General features: G+C 64.9%; 18 protein-coding genes. 8 read left to right on the forward strand and 10 right to left on the reverse strand.

Going from position 1 to position 16,789, the window contains the following annotated elements; all coding sequences use genetic code 11:
• A partial coding sequence (locus NCR34_RS07605; RefSeq protein WP_250499526.1) for a hypothetical protein occupies positions 1-745 on the forward strand: 745 nt, incomplete at its 5' end.
• Between the two features lie 88 nt (positions 746-833).
• The gene (locus NCR34_RS07610) at positions 834-1,892 is read left to right on the forward strand and encodes a diguanylate cyclase domain-containing protein (RefSeq protein WP_371747413.1); all 1,059 of its coding nucleotides are present in this window, start codon (positions 834-836) and stop codon (positions 1,890-1,892) included.
• Positions 1,893-1,919: 27 nt separating this feature from the next.
• Here NCR34_RS07610 and NCR34_RS07615 read toward each other — a convergent pair whose 3' ends face one another.
• Positions 1,920-2,831: a recombination-associated protein RdgC gene (locus NCR34_RS07615; protein ID WP_248319876.1), complete on the reverse strand. Its 912-nt coding sequence runs from the start codon at positions 2,829-2,831 to the stop codon at positions 1,920-1,922.
• A 166-nt stretch (positions 2,832-2,997) separates the two neighbouring features.
• On the opposite strand from NCR34_RS07615, the gene NCR34_RS07620 reads away from it, so the two are divergent.
• Entirely contained in the window at positions 2,998-3,315 is a 318-nt protein-coding gene (locus NCR34_RS07620) for a hypothetical protein (protein ID WP_250499527.1), read from the forward strand.
• Positions 3,316-3,376: 61 nt separating this feature from the next.
• Here NCR34_RS07620 and NCR34_RS07625 read toward each other — a convergent pair whose 3' ends face one another.
• Positions 3,377-3,535, reverse strand: a complete 159-nt coding sequence (locus tag NCR34_RS07625) for a hypothetical protein (RefSeq protein ID WP_175940360.1) — start codon at positions 3,533-3,535, stop codon at positions 3,377-3,379.
• 72 nt (positions 3,536-3,607) lie between these two features.
• The gene (locus NCR34_RS07630) at positions 3,608-4,435 is read right to left on the reverse strand and encodes an EamA family transporter (RefSeq protein WP_248319877.1); all 828 of its coding nucleotides are present in this window, start codon (positions 4,433-4,435) and stop codon (positions 3,608-3,610) included.
• Between the two features lie 153 nt (positions 4,436-4,588).
• On the opposite strand from NCR34_RS07630, the gene NCR34_RS07635 reads away from it, so the two are divergent.
• The 3 genes from NCR34_RS07635 to NCR34_RS07645 all read left to right on the forward strand — a co-directional run bounded on the left by NCR34_RS07635 (position 4,589) and on the right by NCR34_RS07645 (position 7,553).
• Positions 4,589-5,983, forward strand: coding sequence for a selenium-binding family protein (locus tag NCR34_RS07635; protein ID WP_248319878.1), 1,395 nt, complete (start codon positions 4,589-4,591; stop codon positions 5,981-5,983).
• Between the two features lie 33 nt (positions 5,984-6,016).
• The gene (locus tag NCR34_RS07640; protein ID WP_248319879.1) at positions 6,017-6,667 is read left to right on the forward strand and encodes a hypothetical protein; all 651 of its coding nucleotides are present in this window, start codon (positions 6,017-6,019) and stop codon (positions 6,665-6,667) included.
• A gap of 196 nt (positions 6,668-6,863) precedes the next feature.
• Positions 6,864-7,553 carry a class I SAM-dependent methyltransferase gene (locus tag NCR34_RS07645; RefSeq protein WP_248319880.1) on the forward strand — a complete coding sequence of 230 codons (690 nt, stop codon included), beginning with the start codon at positions 6,864-6,866 and terminating at the stop codon, positions 7,551-7,553.
• Positions 7,554-8,407: 854 nt separating this feature from the next.
• On the opposite strand, the gene NCR34_RS07650 is transcribed toward NCR34_RS07645, so the two are convergent.
• Both NCR34_RS07650 and NCR34_RS07655 read right to left on the reverse strand, forming a co-directional pair.
• The gene (locus NCR34_RS07650; RefSeq protein WP_248319881.1) at positions 8,408-9,499 is read right to left on the reverse strand and encodes a hypothetical protein; all 1,092 of its coding nucleotides are present in this window, start codon (positions 9,497-9,499) and stop codon (positions 8,408-8,410) included.
• A 163-nt stretch (positions 9,500-9,662) separates the two neighbouring features.
• A complete protein-coding gene (locus NCR34_RS07655; RefSeq protein ID WP_248319882.1) occupies positions 9,663-9,875 on the reverse strand; it encodes a hypothetical protein in 213 nt (70 codons plus the stop codon).
• A gap of 179 nt (positions 9,876-10,054) precedes the next feature.
• Between NCR34_RS07655 and NCR34_RS07660 the strand changes: the two genes are divergently transcribed.
• Positions 10,055-11,098 (forward strand): T6SS phospholipase effector Tle1-like catalytic domain-containing protein, encoded by a 1,044-nt coding sequence (locus NCR34_RS07660; protein ID WP_248319883.1) that lies wholly within the window; start codon positions 10,055-10,057, stop codon positions 11,096-11,098.
• Positions 11,099-11,277: 179 nt separating this feature from the next.
• Here the strand turns inward: NCR34_RS07660 and NCR34_RS07665 are convergent, their stop codons facing one another.
• Complete coding sequence (locus tag NCR34_RS07665) at positions 11,278-11,688, reverse strand: hypothetical protein (protein WP_244846331.1); 411 nt, start codon at positions 11,686-11,688, stop codon at positions 11,278-11,280.
• Positions 11,689-11,901: 213 nt separating this feature from the next.
• On the opposite strand from NCR34_RS07665, the gene NCR34_RS07670 reads away from it, so the two are divergent.
• Positions 11,902-12,660, forward strand: coding sequence for an SDR family NAD(P)-dependent oxidoreductase (locus NCR34_RS07670; protein WP_248319884.1), 759 nt, complete (start codon positions 11,902-11,904; stop codon positions 12,658-12,660).
• 79 nt (positions 12,661-12,739) lie between these two features.
• Here NCR34_RS07670 and NCR34_RS07675 read toward each other — a convergent pair whose 3' ends face one another.
• The 4 genes from NCR34_RS07675 to NCR34_RS07690 form a co-directional block, all read right to left on the reverse strand.
• A complete protein-coding gene (locus tag NCR34_RS07675; RefSeq protein ID WP_248319885.1) occupies positions 12,740-13,975 on the reverse strand; it encodes a porin in 1,236 nt (411 codons plus the stop codon).
• A gap of 397 nt (positions 13,976-14,372) precedes the next feature.
• Positions 14,373-14,645, reverse strand: a complete 273-nt coding sequence (locus NCR34_RS07680; RefSeq protein WP_248319886.1) for a hypothetical protein — start codon at positions 14,643-14,645, stop codon at positions 14,373-14,375.
• 101 nt (positions 14,646-14,746) lie between these two features.
• Positions 14,747-15,904, reverse strand: a complete 1,158-nt coding sequence (locus NCR34_RS07685) for a Rieske 2Fe-2S domain-containing protein (RefSeq protein WP_248319887.1) — start codon at positions 15,902-15,904, stop codon at positions 14,747-14,749.
• 134 nt (positions 15,905-16,038) lie between these two features.
• Positions 16,039-16,671 carry a DUF938 domain-containing protein gene (locus tag NCR34_RS07690; RefSeq protein ID WP_248319888.1) on the reverse strand — a complete coding sequence of 211 codons (633 nt, stop codon included), beginning with the start codon at positions 16,669-16,671 and terminating at the stop codon, positions 16,039-16,041.
• Positions 16,672-16,789: the final 118 nt, after the last annotated feature.

Raw genomic sequence — 16,789 nt, forward strand, 5'->3', positions numbered from 1 at the left:
CCCCCCCCCCCCCCCCCCCCCCCCCCCCCCCCCCCCCCCCCCCCCCCCCCCCCCCCCCCCCCCCCCCCCCCCCCCCAACGATCCTTCCGTACCGCTTGCCGCGTCCGAGACCGCGCCCGACTTCGACGACGATCTCGACGCGCCGCGCGCGCCCCTGCGCTTCGGGCGGCTCGCGCTCTGGATGGCGTCGGCGAGCGCGCTCGGCATCGGCGTGCTCGGCACGGTCGCCTACAGCATGTGGTTCAACCACGACCAGCGCGTCTATACGGAAGCGATGGCGAGCGCGCGCCGCACGCTCGGCATCGACCAGCCGGTGATCGCGGCGGGGCCGCCGTCGCAAACGCTGTCGTCGGGCGTCGTGCAGGCACCGCCGCCCACCACGAGCCTCGTCGCGGCGCACGCGGACACCACGGCGCTCGCCGACAACCCGCCCGCCGACACGTCCGGCACCACGAGTCTCGGGCCCGTCGCGGTCGCGCCGGTGGCCACGGCCGCGACCGTCGCTGGCGCATCGCAAGATGCGGCGTCGCCATCGCGAACGGCGGCAACTCCTGCGTCGCAGACGGTCGCGGCGAATCGCCCGAGTCGCGGCGCAAGCGGCCAGGCGGTGCGCACGACACAGGCAAAAGAGGCCCGGCATCGAGCGTCGCGTGCCAGGGCCGAGCCGGGACTCTTTGCCCGCGTGGGCGCGTTCTTTCATCGAGTGAGCTATCGACGCAATGCCACATCCGGCCAGCGAGAGTAATATTCCCGTCCGTGAGAACGGCGCGACGCACGTGCTGGCGGCGCGCGCCGCGCGCGTGTTCGACGAGGCCCGCGCGCAGGCCGGGCGGCTGCGCATGCCCGGCCCGGCGCCGATGGCCGCCGCCGCGCTGCTGTGTCTTTTGATCGGCCTGCTGTTTCTCGCGTATCAGGTGCGCGGCATCTTCTCCGCGCAGCTCGAGCAGGAATACGTCGGGCTCGTGCTTCAGGCCGTCGAGCGCGCGGACGCGGCGCGCGCTTCGGCGATCGCGCTGAAGGACGCGTCCGCCACCGACGCGCAGCATCGCGCCGCATACCGCGAGGCGCGCATCGAGTGGGCGGCGCGACTCGCGAGCCTGCATGCGCTCATCACGTCGAGTCCCACGCCCGCACCCGCGTTGCCGCCCTCCGCGCTATCCGCGGCAGCGGACTTCAATCAGGCGAGCGCCGCGCTCGATTCCGCCGACGCCTATTGGCGCGATCAACGCGATCGCGCGAGCAGCGACGTTCGCGCGCGCATCGTCAGCGTGTCGCACACGTTGATTGCATTAACGGCGGTCGTGTTCGGCGTGCTCATCACGGCGCTCGGCATGTATGCAAAACGCAATCGGCAGCTCGTCGGCATCTCCAGCGAATTCGAGCACGCGTCGCTGCACGACGCGATGACCGATCTGCCCAATCGCCGCAAGCTCTTCGCGGCGCTGGAGGAATCGGCGGAGGCGCTCGCCGACGGCTCGCAGGCGAAGCGCATCGCCGTGCTGTATATCGACCTCGACGGCTTCAAGCGCGTCAACGACACGCTCGGGCACCGCATCGGCGATGAATTCCTGATCGCAGTGTCGCGGCGTTTCCGGCAGACGGTGCGCAACAGCGATATCGTCGCGCGCATCGGCGGCGACGAATTCGCGGTGCTGGTCAGAGAGTTTTCGAGCGATCTGGAACTGGCGGCCATTGCGCAACGCATCATCCATTGCGTCGCGGAAACGGACACGCGCATGGGCTTGTCGCTCGTGCGTGCGAGCATCGGCATCGCGAGCTTTCCGGATCGCGTGACCGATTACTGGCGGCTCGTCGCCGCCGCCGACGAAACCATGTACGCCGTCAAGCGCAACGGCAAGAACGGCTACGCGTTCGCGTCGGCGGCCTCATAACTACGCGCTGCTGCGCGATCGTCCGCGTCAGGCCGCCGCGCGCAAGTCTTCTTCGCCGCCAAGCGCTTCGGTCAGCGCCGCGAAAAGGCGCGCGAGCTCGCCCGTCATCAGCAGGAAATCCGACTCGAAGCGTTCGTCGTCGTTCGCGGCGGTGGGATCGGCTGCTTCCTTGATGACGTCGAGCGGGCTCACGCGCTTGAGCGTGAGCGACGGCGTAAGCACGAACGACACGCGGTCGTCCCAGGTCATCGCAAGACGCATGCACTGCTTGCCGGCTTCGATATGGCGGCGCATGTCCTCCGCCTCCAGCGCGTGACCGACATAGCGCACGGTCGCATTGCCCTCGCCCGCCGAACGCAGTTCCGTATCGCGATCGAGCGTGAAGCCCGCGGGCGCGTCGCCCGTCAGCAGCCATTCCGTCATCGCCGACACGGCCGAGCGCGCGACGCGCACGCTGGCGAGCGGCAAGTCCGTGACCGACTTCACCAGCAAGCCGATGATGTCGTCGGCGAGCGTGGCGGATGCCGCATCGATGGCGAGCCAGCCGTGCACCGGATCGATCCACACCCGCGTATCGCGGCGAATGCTGAACGCGCGCGGCAGCAGTTCATCGGTCACCTGCTCCTTCAGTTCGCGCATCTGCTTGCGGCCCGGCTTGAAGCCCTGCTGCTCTTCGAGTTCCAGCGCGCGGTCCTTCGTGAACTGCGTGACCACCGACGCGGGCAAAAGCTTTTTCTCCGCGCGGTACGTGAGCAGCATCTGGCGATTCACGGTGTAGACGAGCGCATCGTCGCCGCGCGGCGAGACCCAGCCGCGCCGCTCGTTTTCGATGCTCGATGCATCGCTGAAAGCAAGCGGCGCGAGCCACTGCTGCATCTGATCGGGCGTGACGGTCCAGTGAACGGGAAGACGGTGAAGCTGAAGATTCTTGAACCACATGGCGGCGCTTTCGATGTTGTTCGGAAAAGCGGGCCATTCTATACGACGCATGCGGCGTGGCGCGAGCCGCCGGCTTTATGCGAAGCAGCGCGGCGCATCCATCGGCAGAAACGGGACTACACTGAGGGCGCTCGATCGCACGCGTGCATCGGGCGAGGAGGTTGGAATGATCGATCTAGACGCGAACCGCACGTTCCGCGGACTACCGCTCACGCCTGAGCAGGACGCCGAAGTCAGGCACTACATCAAGAAGAAAAAGCAGCGCGGCGAGCCGTGGAAGACGCCCGAATTGCGCGCGATGTTGCGCGACATGCTCGAGCCGCCCGACGAAGAAAGCGCGATGGATGAAGTCGCGGACGACGACGCGCGCGCGGTGGCCGAACGGGCTTCGGCTTTCATCGACGATGTCATGGACCCGATCGAAAGCAGCGAGGAATGGCACGCGGCAATGGAAGCCGAAGCGATGAAAGGCCCGCGGCGTTGATAAGCATGGTTGACCCGAGAAGCGCCGGCGTGGACGGCGCCGTTCGCGTCCGCACGCTCGTTCAGTGCCTGCGATGCGTCCAGTCTCGCGGCGGATGCGTGTCTAGCCAGCGCGCTTTCGGCGGATGAATGTTCGGATGTTTGTGATGCATCACGAGAATCACGATGGCGCATAACACCACGACGACTCCCACCATCAAGCTGATCATCGGCTCGGTCATCGCAACCTCCTTCGGGCTCGAGGGGCAACGCTTTCATTGTAGGTGCTTGCGCCGCCGCGGAACACGCGAATGTCACGCGCCGATGCACACCGCGCCCGCCGCGATCACGCAACAGGCCAGCAGGCGTCGCGCGGTCAGTTGCTCGCCGAGGAAGATGCGCCCGATGAGCGCCGCGAACACGACGCTCGTTTCGCGCAGAGCGGAGACGGCGCCCATCGCGCCGAACTGCATCGCCCAGATGACGATGCCGTATGCGGCCACCGAGACGAGCCCGCCCGCTACGTTCTGCGCGACGGCGGCGGCGGGCGCGCGCAACGCATGCCGCCCTCGCAGCGCGACGAAAAGCGGCAGCATCAGCAGATAGAACGCGAACATCCACGCCGTATAGGAGAGCGCGTGCCCCGAAGCCCGCACGCCGATGCCGTCGATCACGGTGTAGACGGCAATGGTCGCGCCCGTGACGAACGCGGCCAACGCGCCCTTTCCCGACAGATTGCCGCGCTGCAACGCGAGCCATACGATGCCCGCCGATACCATCACGATACCCACCACGGGAAGCGCGCCCGGATGCTCGCGCGCGAAAAATGCCGCGCCGAGTGCGACGAGCATCGGCGAAGAACCGCGCGCGATGGGATACGTCGCGCCGAGATCGCCGCCCTGATAGGCGCGCACGAGCGCCATGTTATAGCCGATATGCACGAGCCCCGACGCCACGATGCACGGCCATGCGCCGCTCGCGGGCAGCGGCAAGAACGGAATGGCCACGACGGACACGACGCCGATGCAAAGGCTCATCCACGTCATGGAGAGGAAGCGGTCCGCGTTGCCGTGCAGCATCGCGTTCCAGGTCGCGTGTAAAAGTGCGGCGAAGAGCACGCAGCCGCCTACGTAGCTGAACATCCGTCGAACCGTCCTCTTTTGAGAAGTGCCCAGTCTAAGCCAGACGGGATTGCGACGCGACAGCTTTGTATTGCGCAATCCCTTATATGCGAGCCGCCGCATGCGCTCTAACCATGTCCTATAGTGCAGAGGACCGCATGAGGGAGACACGACATGGCGACATGGAAACCCGACCCGAGCTTCTACCCTTCCCCGCGTCTTGCTGCGAAGGCGCCCCGCGAAACGCTCGCCTACGTCGCGACGTTCGATCCCGAGCGCAAGAGTCCGGACAAGCTCGCCGTCGTCGATGTGGACCCGGATTCGTCGAGCTATGCGCAGATCGTCGGCGAACTGGCGATGCCCGACGCCGGCGACGAACTGCATCACTTCGGCTGGAACGCGTGCTCGTCGTGTCTGTGCCCGAACGCGCCGCATCCGCATATGGAGCGGCGTTATCTCGTCGTGCCGGGACTGCGTTCGTCGCGGATTCATATCGTCGATACGAAGCCCGACCCGAAGAACCCGGTCATCGTCAAGACGATCGAGCCCGAAGAACTTGCTGAGAAAACGGGCTATACGCGCCCGCATACGGTTCATTGCGGACCGGGCGGCATCTATGTCACCGCGCTCGGCAACGCCGAAGGCAAGGCGCCCGGCGGCGTGCTGCTGCTCGACCAGCAGAGCTTCGATCCACTCGGCCGCTGGGAAGTGGATCGCGGACCGCAGCAACTGGCCTACGACGGCTGGTGGCATCTCGGCTACGACACGATGGTCACGAGCGAATGGGGCACGCCCGACACCTTCGAAGAGGGCCTCGTGCCCGAACTGCTGCTCGGCGCGAAGTACGGGCGCAAGCTGCATTTCTGGGACTTCACGAAGCGAAAGCATATTCAGGAGATCGACTTCGGCGACGAGTATCAACTCGTCTTCGAACTGCGGCCCGCCCACGATCCGACCAAGGCGTATGGCTTCGTCAATTGCGTCATCAGCCTGAAGGACCTGTCTTCGTCGATCTGGACGTGGTATCGCGACAAGGACAAATGGGCCGTGAAAAAAGTGATCGACATCCCGGCCGAGCCCGCCGATGCGTCGGTGCTTCCCCCGCTCTTGCAGGGCTTCGGCGCGGTGCCGCCGCTCGTGTCGGACATCGATCTCTCGATGGATGACCGCTTCCTCTACGTGTCATGCTGGGGCACGGGCGACATGCTGCAATACGATGTCTCGGACCCCTTCACGCCGAAACTCACGGGCAAGGTCCGCATCGGCGGTGTGGTGGCGCGCGCCACGCATGCGGGCGCGAAGAACGGTTCGCTGAACGGCGGGCCACAGATGGTCGAAGTCAGCCGCGACGGACGACGCGTGTACTTCACCAACTCGCTCTACGGCGCGGTGGATGCGCAGTTCTACCCCGAAGGCATCGACGGATGGATGGTCAAGCTCGACGCCGATCCGAACGGCGGCCTCTCCATCGACGAGAAGTTCTTCATCGACTGGCCGAAGGGACACCGCCCGCATCAGATCCGGCTGCAAGGCGGCGATTGTTCTTCGGACTCCTATTGTTACCCGTGAGTTATCCTTGATGCTCACGTCGGACGTCATCGCATGAATGCCGTTACGCCGTCGCTCTGGCTCACGGCGGCGGGCCTCGGCGCGTTTCATGGCGTGAATCCCGCGATGGGATGGCTGTTCGCGCTCGCACTCGGCCTCTATGCACATAGCAGGCGCGTGGTGCTGGTGTCGCTCGTGCCGATTGCGCTCGGGCATGCTGCGTCGGTGGCGCTGGTGCTCGCGGGCGTGCTGACGCTCGGCTCGGTGGTGGATCATGAGACGCTTGCGCGCGGTTCTGGCGTGTGTCTGATCGGCTGGGGCGCATGGCGTGCGTGGCGCGGACATCGCGGACGGCCGACGGTGGGCATGCGGACCGGCCTCGCGGGTCTCGCGCTATGGTCATTCGTGATGTCGAGCGCGCACGGCGCGGGCTTGATGCTCGTGCCCGCCCTGCTGCCGCTGTGCGGGGGCGCGGGTGCAAATGCAGGCGCGGCGGGCGCGTCCTCGGCGGCAGCGTTCGAAGCCGGCGCGCTCGCGCTGTCCGTGCATACCGTGGCGATGCTCGCTGTGATCGCGGTCATCGCGCTGGCCGCCATGTCGCTGCATGAGCGTACCGGCCTCGCGTTCCTGCGCACGGGCTGGGTCAACGTCGACTGGCTTTGGAGTGTGGCGTTGATCGCATGCGGCATCTGGCTCTGGGTATAGCGTGGATGCCGCTTTTCGTTGCGCACCGCGATGGCGGGCGGCGGCAGAAGTTCGGCGCCTAACGCCTACCGCCGCCGATTGCACGAGTCCTCGCGTCCCGGCAATATCGCCGAAAACGACGAATAAAAAACGCTGTGCTGCGCCAAGATACGGACCCGGCCGGTCCGATAAAAGTCATAACAACGGGGACTCTGTCATGCGCGAAATCTCGTACGAAGAACAAACCGTCAATTCGATCAATCCGCTCGCGCGCTTCGCCCATCGCACGCGCATGACCGTGGCGACCGAGCTCGTCACCGGTCTATGCCCCGCACGCGGAACCGTGGTGGACTTCGGCGCGGGACCGGGCCTTTTTCTGCATACGCTCGGCGAGTCGCGGCGGGACATCACGTTGATCGGCCACGACAAGTTCATGGCGCCCGCCTTTGCCGAAGTGAAGTATGCGGAGTCGCTGGACACGGTTGCATCGCATAGCGTGGACGTGCTGACGGCTTTCGAGGTCTGCGAGCATCTTTATCCCCGCGAAGTGGACGCGCTGCTCGATGACGCCGCGCGAATCCTGAAGCCGGACGGCGCGCTCGTCATTTCAGTGCCGATCATGTACGGACTCGCGATTGCGCCGAAAGTGTCGAACTGGATGATCCGCAGCCGCACGCTCAAGTCCGAATACACGCCTGCGGAACTGCTCAAGTCGATGATCGGCATGCGCGTGAGCCGGCCGGCGAACCCGCGCACGACGCATAAGGGATTCGATTTTCGCGAGCTTCGCGAGCTCGTGAGCGAGCGCTTCGTTGTCGATGCAGTGCATACGAGTCCGGTGCCGCACGCGCCTTGGTGGATTAGTTCGCAGTACTTTATGGTTTGCCGGACGCACGGGCTGCGCTGAGGGTGCGGGTTGCGTTGCGTTCGTTCGGCGACCGACCGGGCTTTCGAAAAGGGTGTGCGTCAGTCGCGGAAGTCGATCATGCGCGTCGGGCGTAGTACTTCGAAGTGCGATGGGAGGCGTTGCCGCGCGCGTTTCGGAGCTTCAGGTCTGCGAAGGACACGCGTCGACGAGCTTTTTCTGCCCGCGTGCGCGTTGCTGCTGACGGCTTCTTTCAGAAAGCGACGCGTGCAGGCACGGGGCGCTGGTCGGGGAACACCGGCGTCACATGCGAGGACAGGCGGCGGCATTCTGCATGCAACACGCCGCATGCGAAATGCGGGCGCGCTGGCGAGGTTAAGGTAACGGCCAACGATCGTCGAGGAGCTTTTCCGCTCGCGCCCGCATCCAGGTTAGCGGCACTTTCCGGAAAGCAATGTTCCAACCCGCGCGTCGCTGCGGTTCAACGCGAACGTCAGCGTATGTGTATGCGGACAGTTGCGTCCAGCATTCTGCATGCAACACGCCGCATGCGAAAAACGGGGGCGCGCGGGCCAGGTTGAGGTAAGCGGGCAACGCGCATCGCTGCGGCTCAACGCGAGCGTCAGCGTATGCGTATGCGAAAAGGCTGCGCCCCGCATTCTGCATGCAACACTACGCACGCAAAATGCGAGGCGCGTGTGCGAGGCTAAGGTGAACGGGCAGCCCCGTCGCGGAGCTTTGCCGCCCGCATTTGCTTCAAGGTTAGCTGGCCTTCCGGAAAGCAACGCTTCGACCCGCGCGTCGCTTCGGCTGGACGCGAGCGTCAGCCTATGCATATGCGGACAGGCTGCGGCTGGCATTTTGCATGCATGACGCGGCATGCAAAATGCCGCGCGTCAGTTAGCCGGAATCGTGACCACCGGCGCCTTCGCGGTATCCGTCACCTCGCCGAGCGCCATCAGGTTCTGCACCACGGTGAATGCGTACTTCGAATCGAAGTCGGCGCGGTCTATCCAGTAGTTCGACTTGTCGTACAGCACGCTCACGTAGGCGTCCGGCGGCGCTTTCTCGCCGACTTTCACAACGATCGTCGGACGCGTTTCGCCGCCGATCAGCCCGATCGTCGGCTTCGTCGCCCCGCTGCCGACCTGCGAATCCGGCACCGGAATCTGCGCACCCAGATCGGTGAGGATGCCGAGCACCGAGCGCGTGACCATCGGAATGCGATCGTGGTCCGCCGACTGTCCGTACACGATCTCGTAAGTCTTCATCTTCGGCGAAAGATGCAGCAGCCTGCGCACGAGCGCCAGGTCGTCGACGGTCTGCTTGTTCGCGCCGCTGCGCGTCGCGCCGAGCGTCATGAAAATGCGCGGCTGATGATCCTGGTCGCGCGTTTCCACATTCAGTTCGCCGGCAAGTTGCAGACGGCGCAGCGCCTGGAGCAACAGGAAGAACTCCGGCGCGCCCGACGCGTTGGGACCGCCGAGCGCATTGCCGTTCTGCAGGCCCGCGATGGATTGCGCGGTGATGCGCAGCAACAAGTCGACCGGAATGCCGCTTTCTGCGAGCGGCAACACGAGCGTCGGCGAGAGCGGGCGAATGTACGCGCTGGCGTACGCGTCGCCGGTGGTCGGAGTGAAGGTGAACGTCGGGTGATTCGAATACGAGACGCTGCCCGACGCTTGCGCGTAGTTCGGCTGCGCGCCGGAACCTGCATTCAAAATTGCGCCGCCTGTTGCATCGAACGTGTACGCGGCGATGATGCTGCTCACCGTGAGAAACGACGGCGCATCGGCGAAACGCAGCCCGACGATGGCAGCGAGAATCTCGCGCTTCTGCGCGTCGCCGAGTGCGCGGGCATAGTCCACCTGATCGGCCTTGAGCCGTGTTGGCCCGATGCCCGAACAGCCCGCCGCGAGGAACGTCGCGCTGATGAGAGCGATGGAAAGGGCCTTCGTTGATTTCTGGGTCGGTGTCGTCCGGTTCATATGGCCTTGAGTGAGGTCAGCGAGGAGATCGTCGGCGCAGTGGCCGCGGAGCCTCGGGGCCGGCAGCAATTCTCATACCATTTCTAACATCGGACGCGCAGGCGCAAGCCTTCCCGCCCGTTGCATCAGGCGAAGCAACGGCATAGCCAGCCACGCAAGACGTTCAGGACGCGTCTTTTGGTTCGTGGCGGCGCTCGGGCAGCGTTGCCTGTCCACGCCCATGCGCTATATGCCGACTCGCCTCCGCATGATGAGCGACGAGTGCATCGAGGCGATCCTGCGCGAAACGCGGGCCATCGTCGCGTGCGTGCGCCGTTGCGCTCGCGAGCATGGCGCCCGCGATCAGAGCGATAGCCTTCAGGCGTTTGGTATTCATTATTCACCTCCGCAGGAAGACGGGATGCGCGCGTCGATGCTCGATCGCGAGCCTCTCCCGTATCCGCCAAAATACAGCGTCGCCGCGCCGTCTGCATGTTGCATGCAAAGGCGGCCTTGCGGGCGGCGCAGCCATCTCCTATCTGTTAGCTCAAACGCTATGTTCAGGAGACGCCCGCCATGAGACTCGCCATTTTCTTCGACGGCACCTGGAATGAGCCGAACGACCGAACCAACGCCTACCTGCTCTACAAGCTCGCGCCCGAGACCGACGATCAAGAGACGCTGTACGTGCCCGGCGTCGGCACGCAGGGAAACGGCCTGTTCGCGCTGGCGAACAAGTTTCTCGGCGGCGCGTTCGGCGACGGCCTCTCCGCGAACATCAAAAGCGGCTATGCGTGGCTCTGCCAGCGGTACAAGCCCGATGCTTCGATCTATATCTTCGGCTTCTCGCGCGGCGCCTACTCCGCACGCAGTCTGGCCGGCCTCATTCGCAAATGCGGTCTGTCGAACGACTGGAGCGATGAATCCGTCGATCAGGCGTACGGCATTTATCGCGATCAGGGCGTGGGGCCATCCGACGACTCGGTGCAGGCGTATCGCAAACAGTTCGCGCGCGAGGTGGATGTCGCGTTCATCGGCGTGTGGGATACCGTCGGCGAACTCGGCATTCCTATCGGCGGGTTGCCGGTGCCGGGCTTCTCCAGCTACTACAACTTCCACGACACCACGCTCGCGAACAGCACGCGCGCCGCGTATCACGCGATAGCCGCGAACGAATTCCGCTCGCTCTACAAGCCTACGCTCTGGACGAAGGGAACCGAGGACCGCGGGCCGCTGCCGCTCGAACAGCGATGGTTCGCGGGGGCGCACGCCAACGTGGGCGGCGGCTATTTAAGCCCGCCGCGCGATCCCGCCGATCTGCTGCCGCTGATCCCGGCCGAATGGCTCCGGCACAAGGGGCAATTGCACGGCCTCACGTTCGACAAGCCGATCGAGATTCCTAAAGAGGCTTACTGCTGCGAGCCGATCGACTCGTATTCGGAATTCACAAAGATGAATCCGTTGCTCGAAGATGTCTGCAAAAAGGAGCCTCGCGTCGCCGGATCCGCGCTCAACGAGACGGTGGACCGCAGTCTTGCAGACCGGCTCGGCACACCCGGTTTTCTGGATGCATTCCCTTCTCTGCGTGACCAGTTGCGCGCGCTACCAGTCGGAACCTGAGGGCATTCTGCATTCAGAGTTCACACAGAAGAACCTGCCGCTGAAAGACGTCTGCTAGACGGAGCCGCGCGTCGCCGCGAAGCGCTCAAGAGCCGGTCGATCTCGGCCTTGCGAACTAGCTTCGACCGCCCGGTATTCTGTATGCGCTTTCCGCACGGGTCGGAACACCGAGCGCGCTTTCAGAAGAGATGCGGCGGCGTTCGATCCACCATATCCCGGGGCAGCGGTTCTTCGAGTTCGAACTCGACGCTCGGGAAATCCTGCAAGCGGCCGGCCACTTCGGCTTCGCCTTCGCTCGTGAAGAGGCCGTCGAGATAATCGAAGGTCAGCTTGTCGACCAGCGCCTTCAGCGCAAGCTCGGGGCTGCGTTTCGGCTCGACCGTGATATCGTCGACGTCCAGGCGCGCGCAGTATTCGCCGCCCTTCGATTCCATCGCGCCAATGTCGATCACCTTGCCATCGACGTTCTGCGCCAGCACGCGCTGCTCAACGGCGAACAGGCGAAAAGGCCGCTCGAGTCCGACCGGGTCGCCCGAGCCCGACGTCGAGCCGGTCTGGTCTTTTGCATTCGAATTCGTTTGCGCTGTCATCGCTGCTTCTCCTCGGATGCTTAAGGTCGTTTTCTGGAAGCAAGCCATGCGCCCGACGCGCGCCGTCCCACGCGAAGTGCGCAACGTCGCGCAATGTTTCCATTGCGGACCGGGTCGTCCTAAAGTGCTGTAGTCACCCGATGCAATACGAGATACGACTCGCGGAATGCAACTCGCAGGACGAACCCAAAGGAGCAGCAAGTGGACGGAACCATGAGCGCGAAAGTCGCAGTCATCACGGGAGCGGGCCGCGGGCTCGGGCGCAGCGCCGCACTCAAGCTCGCGCAACAGGGCGTGGGCATCATCGGCACCTGGCACAGCGACGCGGCCGCAGCCGAAGCCGTGGCCGGCGAGATCGAGGAACTCGGCTGCAAGTGCGCGATGCTGCAGCTCGACGTCTCCCGCAGTGAGACCTTCGGCGCCTTCGCGGATGAAGTATGCAAGGCGCTCGAACAATCGTTCGATCGCACGAACTTCGATTTTCTCGTGAACAACGCGGGAATCGGCATACACGCGGCTTTCGCCGACACGACGCCCGAGCAGTTCGACCAGCTCGTGAACATACACCTAAAGGGGCCCTTCTTTCTGACGCAGGCGCTGCTACCGTTCCTGCACGAGGAAGGCAGCATCGTGAACGTGTCGAGCGGACTGACGCGCTTCGCGCTGCCGGGCTACGCGGCGTATGCGGCAATGAAAGGCGGCGTCGAAGTGCTGACGCGCTATCTGGCGAAGGAGTTGGGGCCGCACGGCATCACGGTCAATGCCATCGCCCCGGGCGCGATCGAAACGGACTTCGGCGGCGGCGTCGTGCGCGACGATCAGGAAGTGAACGAATTCGTCGCGCAGAACACGGCGCTCGGGCGCGTTGGGCTGCCGGATGATATAGGCGGCGCGATTGCCGCGATGCTGTCCGACGGCAACCGGTGGATGACGGCGCAGCGCGTCGAGGTGTCGGGCGGGATGTTCATCTGACGCGCAGCGTTCGTGCGATTTCGCGGCGCAAAAAAAACCGGACGCCGAGGCGTCCGGTTCGCTGTGAAGCAGGTGCGGCTTAGAAGCGGTGGATGATGCCCACGCCTGCTGCAAACATGCTGCGCGACGCCGACGGAGCCGTGTTGAAGCCGTCGCCGATCGTTGCGTTCGCAGCCGTCTGCGCGTTTACAGCGCCGGTCGGCGAGAACGTCGGCTGCGCGAGCGTACGACCATTGGCGCGTTGGAAAGCTTCCAGCGCGTACAGGCCGGTACGCTTCGACAGCGAGTAGTACTGGGACAGGTTGAACTGGTGGTAGGACGCGGCATCCGAGATGCCGTTCGCCTTGCTGGCCCACGTGTAGCTGTAGCCTGCCGCGAAGTCCCATGCCGACGTCGCCTTCCAGTGCAGCACCGTGCCGGCCGTATTGAAGACGGCTTCGTCGGTGAACTTCGAGTTGATGCCCGGAATGTATTGAACGTTGGTGTACGTCGCGGTGATGTCCCACGCGCTGTTGAACGTGTAGCCGAGGCCCACCGCAAAGCGGTTCTGGGCTTGCGCGCCCTGGTAGCCGTTGGTCACGGCGGACACGCCCGACTGGCCTGCGGTGTTGGTCGTCGATGCATCGCCGTAGACGCCGCCGCCGACCGTCGAGTTGTTGATGCGCGTGAAGGCCACCGTGCCGCCGATCGGGCCTTGCTGATACTGGATCGCAGCCGACCACGTCGAGCCCTGATACACGCTGTCGGGCACGCCGGCGAACGAGTACGAGCCGCTGACCGTCACGCCATACAGCTTCGGCGACGTATAGACGACCGAGTTGTTCGCGCGGTAGATCGTGTCGAGCTCGTCCAGATCGCCCGGGTGCGCGCCGAAGTAGCCGGTCAGCCAGTTCGTCGGGCTATACGGCGACATCAGCGTGTAGTAGGACGTGTACTGACGACCCACGGTCAGCGTACCGTAGTTCGCATTCGTGAGACCGACCCATGCCTGGCGGCCGAACATCGCGTTGGTGTACTGCTGCGCGCCGTTGTTGATATTGAAGCCGGACTCCAACTGGAAAATGGCCTTGTTGCCGCCACCGAGATCTTCCGCACCCTTCAGGCCGAAGCGGCTGCCCGCCCAGATGCCCGAGGCGAGCTTGACGTTGGAACGGCCCGGCTGGGTCTTCGCCAGATTGGTCTGGCTGCTCTGATAGACGATCGAATCGTCGACGATACCGTACAGCGTCACGCTGCTTTGCGCGAACGCCGGCGCGGCGGCTGCGAACGCGGTCGCGGCGATGACGGCGGCCTTGGTCAGTTTCAAGCCCTTCATTTTTTCTCCTCTTGCTTTGTGCGGTATGAGCGGATTCTTCGTCGTCGACGCCGAAACCGGCGCGCTATCGCGCCGCGAGCGCAACTTTTATCGCTGGCAAGTGTATGGCTTGCGGATGGAATTCGAAAGAATCGCGCGTACTGGTGTCTTTTTTTTTCACCGTGTGGTTAACCAGTATTTGCTAGCGCGCAAATATTTGGCAACCAGGCACGAAACTGACAGAAAACCAACGCACGACGGGAGCTCGCGCGCCGGCCGGCAAGCCGCGCGGCGGGTTGCCAAGAAGGAAGAAAATAGAGAACAACGAAACCAGCGCCGACAGCGAGTCGCAAGCAAACGTAAACGGGCGAGCACCCCGCTCGCCTTCGCTCCGGCCGTACTGCGCGACGAAAGAACCCTACTGCTCGATCTTCGCGCGCAGTTCCCGAGCGGTTTCCAGCAGCCCTTCGTAGCCCGAGCGGGCGTGCGAAGGCAGATCGGGATCGCCGACGAGCGTGCCGAGCGTCTCGATCAGGCTGTACAAGATGCCCTTCGCCGCGCCTGCGGCCATTCGTCCGGCGGCGACGGATTCATCGACGTGCGTGATGGCCGCATCGAAATGCTCGACATCCGGATGCGCTTCGTCGACGTTCGGGGAAAGCGGGCGCGGATCGGTCGGGTCGTCGTTCATGATGGTCTGCCTTCGTAGCTGTGCACGCTTCCTGTATAACGCCGCCGCGCGACGGCCGCAATCCGGGCCCGCCGCGCCGCAGTGTCGCGCCGCTGTGTCACCTAGGGCGCGGGCACTTCCTGCACCGGCACGATGCGATGCACGCGCCGGCCGTCGCCGGGATGCGCGCCGGCTGCGCGATGCGGCACGCCGTGCTCCATCAGAAGCGCGCGCAGTTCGTTGATGACCGGAAAGACTTCGTGATTGTGGTCCGCGCCCTGCCGGTCGTGCGCTTCCTGCTCGCGCTCGACGATCCACCGGTCTTCCTTGAAAATGCGCTCGGTGAACCACACGAGCAGCGGCCACGCGACGTCGAGCAGGCCGGAGATTTTCGGGCGGCGGATGGACAACAGGCCGAAGGTGCGGTTGGTGCGCTGCTCGGCGTCGAGCGGCACGTAGGCGATCCACAGGTCCATCACCATGGTGTCGTCTTTCGTGCGAATCTTGAGCGTCTGGTACGGATAGTCCGTGCGGATGGTCATCACGTCCTTCTGCGACGCATCCGGCTTCTCGCCGCGCTTCTGCCCGAACACGAGCGCCTCGCCGATCGGCTGCTTGCCCGCCTCGCGCGCGAAGGTGTAGTCCACTTCGATCCAGTCCTCGCCCCGGCGACGCCCGAGCGAGCGCGCCCGCATGCTGCCCATCTGCCGGCGATGCAGGAACTGATGGTTCATGTCCATCAGGTTCTCGTGCATGAACGTGTAATGGCACTTCACTTCGCGGCCGAAGCGGCGCGTCTTATAGGCCTTGTCGGTCGCGCTCACGAGCGAGGGAAACTTCGCGGCGGCGGCCCGCTGCGGGTCGCCCGTGAAGACGAAGACGAGCCCCGCTTCTTCGCGGCACGGATATGCGCGCACGCCATTGGGCAGACGCTCGCGGCCGAGATACGGAATGTCGGTGCAGCGGCCGGTGCAGTCGTAGGTCCAGCCGTGATAGCAGCAGCGAATGGACTCGCCGTCGACCACGCCCGCAGAGAGCGGCACTTGCCGATGCGCACAGCGGTCTTCGAGCGCGAACACCTTGCCCGAGTCCGTGCGCACGAGCACGATCGGGTCGCCGGCAAAGCGCACCGCGTGCGCGCGGCCGCGCTTCACTTCGCCCGACCACGCGAGCGGATACCAGTGATCGGGATGAATGTCGGTGCGGCGCAAGTCGCGCGGGGTTCCCGGCGTTTCGGTCAGAGCGCCATCCTCATCGCCTTGCGGCAACGCTGCGTGCATGTAGAACGCCTCCGGTAGAGGGAGATCAGGGTACGCGCCGTCGGAGCGGCGCAAAAACGACACGACGAACGACCTCCGCAGTCTACACGGCGACGCGCATTTCAGCGCGAGCGAAAAGCCGCATGCGGCGGCGCCTACGGCTTCGCGTCTTTCACGAACACAAGACTGAAGTTGTTCGCCGGCATTGGAACGGCTTCGGCGAGCGTGAATCGCGCGTCGTGCGCGAGCGCCTCGACGGCTTCCATGTCGCGCACGCCCCAGCGCGGGTCGGTGGCGCGCAGCTGGGCATCGAATGCTTCGTTGCTCGGCGCGGTGTGCGCCCCGTTGCGCCGATACGGCCCATACAGGTACAGTACGCCGCCCGCAGCCATCCGCTTCGCCGCGCCGCGAAAGAGCGCCTCGGCCGCCTGCCACGGCGCGATATGGATCATGTTGATGCAAACGACCGCCGCCACGTCGCCGATGCCCCAGTCGCGCTCGGTCACGTCGATGGCAAGCGGCGCGGCGAGGTTGGAGAGGCCCGCATGCGCGCGCCAGGCGGCGATGGAATCGCGCGCGGCGGCGTCCGGATCGCTCGGTTGCCAGACGATGTGCGGCAGCGCCGCCGCGCAATGCACCGCATGCTGGCCGGTGCCGCTCGCGATTTCGAGAACCGTGCCGCTTTGCGGCAGCACGCGTGCGAGCACCGTTAGAATCGCATCGCGATTGCGTTCGGCGGCGGGCGCGCGGCGGCGCACGCTGGCTTGAGTATGGGATGGAGCTTGCATCGAGCGGTGATCGCGCGGGCGGTCGATAGTTGCGAATGGTGGCATCGAGACTAAGGGCGCGCGCGCTGCGGCGTCAAGCCGTCGCGAGCGGCGAAAGCCTTGGCGCAAAACGTGCTGC

The organism is Caballeronia sp. GAWG1-5s-s, from assembly GCF_023631445.1.
GTDB lineage: Bacteria > Pseudomonadota > Gammaproteobacteria > Burkholderiales > Burkholderiaceae > Caballeronia.